We start from the raw sequence: 3,140 nt of genomic DNA, 5'->3' as shown, positions 1-3,140 counted from the left end.
TGCCTGTGCGCTACCCATCACCAGACCGAGCACTGCCCGAAACGCCGCCAGCAGGTCTACCCCCTCCAGACCCGCGCGCGCCAACGCCTCCACCAGTCGCTCCGCGGCGGCGTAGCTCGAGGCCGACACAGTGCGACGTGTCAGCACCAGCGGAATCGCATTCGGATGGCGACGGACCGTCTGCCACATCGCCGTTGCGATGGCGCGCACGTCACGCCGCCAATCCTGCGACGACGCAGGAAGTTCCACACCGGCGATCACGGCTTCGGCGACCAACGCTTCGAGTTCGTCGCGATCATTCACGTAGTTGTAAAGCGTCATGGGTCCGGTGCCCAGAGTCGCTGCCAGCGTGCGCATGCTCAGGCCGCCTAGACCGTCTCGATCGACGATCTCCAATGCCTGCGTCGCAACCTCGGCGACGCTGAACCGCGCCCGCATCGTCCCGCCCTTCCGCCCGGTGTTCGTTTGACACGTACATCGTACGTGATGTACAAAACGTACAACGTACGTAAGAAAGGTGACACGATGCGATCGAGCAGCACAACAGCCACGTCGTTCCCATCTGCCGGCCAGCGCTGCGCAGCTTGGCTGACCCTGCCGGACGGCGCGGGTCCGCATCCGGTGGCCGTGCTCGCGCACGGATTCGGGGCGAACCACACCATGGCGCTTCGCCGTTATGAGCAGCACTTCGCCGCGTCCGGGGTCGCAGTCCTCGCCTTCGACTATCGCCATCTCGGTGAATCCGACGGCCTCCCACGGCAGCGACTCAGCCTGCGACGGCACCGCCACGACCTGGGTGCCGCGATCGACTTCGTGCGCGAGTCACCGGACGTGGACGCCACCAGGGTGGCGCTGTGGGGAACCAGTCTCGGGGCGATGCACGTACTGCGGGTCGCCGCCGAACGGAACGACATCGCCGCCGTAGTCGTTCAGTGCCCGATCGTTTCCGGGCCGGCCGCCCTGCGCCGCGTCGGGCTCGGCGCCACGCTGCGATTGACACCGGCGATTCTCGGCGACGCGCTGCGCCTCGCAACTGGTCGCGGGCGCCGGTATATCCCAATCGTGGGACCGCCGGGGAGCCTGGCCGCCGTGACCGTTCCCGGCGCCGCGGAAGGCTGGAACTCCACGGTCGATCCAGGTGGCGGATTCGACAACAGGGTCGCAGCGGCGAACGCCATCGGTATCGCGGTGACGAGCGCCAAGCACGTGGCACGCCGGATCTCCGCGCCACTGCTGGTGTGCGTGTCGCAACGCGAAACCCTAATGGACCCACGTCACGCCGAGGATGTCGCCCGCAGGGCACCACTTGGAGAAATGCGCCACTACAACGGAAATCACTTCGAGGTCTATCACCAGCCGCTGCTCGACGACCTGCTGACCGACCAGACCGCATTTCTGCGGAGGCACCTTCGTGTCATCCAACCGTGACCGCCTGCGGAACAATGACTTTCGATTCCTGGCTGTCGCCCGAACACTGCCCGATCGCGACTGGTCACGCCGCAGCCTGTGCCCGGAGTGGACCAACCACGACGTGCTCGCCCATCTCGTGGTCGGCTGTCAGGTATCAGCTGGAACCGTTGTTCTCGAGATGGCTCGGCATCGCGGATCGTTCGACCGCTCGAACGCCCGGCTTGCCCAACGTCTGGCGGTGCAGCGCACGCCATCGGAACTCTTTGACGACTTCGAGGCCTTGATCGAACGACCCCACGGGTTAGGGCGGGTCTTTCCCAAGCGACTGCTGTTGGGCGATCACATCATTCACGAACTCGACATCGTCCTACCGCTGGGGTTGCAGCCCACCATCGATGCAAAAGCCATGACCGCCGTGTTGGAAACCCAAGTCCGCGTGCCTAATCCGTTCGTTCCCGCGGCAGCCCGGGCCCGCGGCCTCTGCCTGCAGGCCACCGACACGGACTGGACGTACGGCGAAGGCGGACTTTGCGTGTCGGGCACGTCAGCGCATCTGGCTTCGGCGCTGGCGGGGCGCTCGTGGGCGCTCGACCATCTCAGTGGTGATGGCGTCGCACTGCTCCACAGTCGCGGGTAATGCTCAGCAATGCGTCGTCGAGACCAACGCTAGCGCGGAGTAAGTCGAGAAGGCGTCACGCTGGCGTCGATCTCGGCGCCTGACGGGCCATCATTCGGCTATGCCCCACCGCGGCGTCAACACGCCCAGTGCGCCCAATGCGACGGCCGCCGCGGTCGAGGTGCGCAGCACGGTCGGGCCCAGCCGAACGGCGATGGCGCCGGCAGCCGCGAACTCGGCCAACTCGTCGGGAGCGATGCCGCCCTCGGGGCCAACCACCACCGTCACCGACTTCGCCTGCGCCAAACGCAGATCCGTCAGCGGTCCATCGGCAGACTCGTGCAGCGCCAGCACCGTGCCGCCGGAAGCCACCTCGTCGGCGATCCGCTGGGTCAGCGCGGCAGTCGACAGCACGCCGTCGACCGACGGAATGTAGGCGCGACGAGATTGTTGGGCGGCGGCGCGTGCGACCGCGCGCCAGCGCCGCATACCTTTGTCGGCGCGGGCGCCCTCCCAACGGGCCACACAGCGTGCGGCCTGCCAGGCCACCAGCGAGTCGGCGCCGGCTTCGGTAGCCAACTCGATGGCCAGCTCGGAACGCTCGGATTTCGGCAGCGCCTGGACCACGGTCACCGGTGGCTGGACCGGCGGCACCTGCCAACGCTTGACCACCCGGGCCCGCAGATCGTCGCGGCCGGTGTGCTCGACGACGCAGCGGGCCAGGCCGCCGACGCCGTCGCCGAGCATCAGCTCCTCACCCTCACGGATGCGTCGCACGGTGGCGGCGTGGAAGCCTTCGTCGCCGTCGACGACGGCCAGCTCACCGCTGTCGGGCAGCGCCTCGATGTAGAACAGGCCAGGCAATTAGCGCCCGGTAAAGGTTTCACGCAGCCGGCTGAACAATCCGCCGTTGGTGGAAGCCGCGTGCGTCGATCGAACCTCGGCGACGTCGCGGTCGCGGCGGCTCTTGAATTCCCGCAGCAGTTCGGCGTCGTTGTGGTCCAGTCGATCCGGGACCACCACCTCGATGTGCACATGCAGATCGCCGCGTGCACCCGAACGCAGATGCGGCATCCCGTGGCCGCGGCGGGTGGTCACCGAACTGGGCTGGGTG

The 3,140-nt window shown here is 67.4% G+C and carries 5 protein-coding genes; 2 read left to right on the top strand and 3 right to left on the bottom strand.

Going from position 1 to position 3,140, the window contains the following annotated elements:
- A partial coding sequence (locus tag VN856_RS26300; RefSeq protein ID WP_325694788.1) for a TetR/AcrR family transcriptional regulator occupies window positions 1–438 on the bottom strand: 438 nt, incomplete at its 3' end.
- 87 nt (window positions 439–525) lie between these two features.
- Here VN856_RS26300 and VN856_RS26295 point away from each other — a divergent pair.
- Window positions 526–1,428 carry an alpha/beta hydrolase gene (locus VN856_RS26295; RefSeq protein WP_325694786.1) on the top strand — a complete coding sequence of 301 codons (903 nt, stop codon included), beginning with the start codon at window positions 526–528 and terminating at the stop codon, window positions 1,426–1,428.
- On the top strand, window positions 1,412–2,047 hold the full coding sequence (locus VN856_RS26290) for a maleylpyruvate isomerase family mycothiol-dependent enzyme (protein ID WP_325694784.1): 636 nt from the start codon (window positions 1,412–1,414) through the stop codon (window positions 2,045–2,047). The genes VN856_RS26295 and VN856_RS26290 overlap by 17 nt, the downstream gene beginning before the upstream one ends.
- Window positions 2,048–2,137: 90 nt before the next feature.
- Here the strand turns inward: VN856_RS26290 and VN856_RS26285 are convergent, their stop codons facing one another.
- Together VN856_RS26285 and VN856_RS26280 are read right to left on the bottom strand one after the other, a co-directional pair.
- Window positions 2,138–2,890, bottom strand: a complete 753-nt coding sequence (locus VN856_RS26285; protein ID WP_325694783.1) for a 16S rRNA (uracil(1498)-N(3))-methyltransferase — start codon at window positions 2,888–2,890, stop codon at window positions 2,138–2,140.
- The coding region (locus VN856_RS26280) for a DnaJ C-terminal domain-containing protein (RefSeq protein WP_325694781.1) at window positions 2,891–3,140 on the bottom strand (250 nt) is incomplete at its 5' end.

The sequence above is a fragment of the Mycobacterium sp. genome (assembly GCF_035603715.1).
Classification (GTDB): Bacteria; Actinomycetota; Actinomycetes; order Mycobacteriales; family Mycobacteriaceae; genus Mycobacterium.
This window is presented reverse-complemented; position numbering and strand designations above follow the sequence as displayed.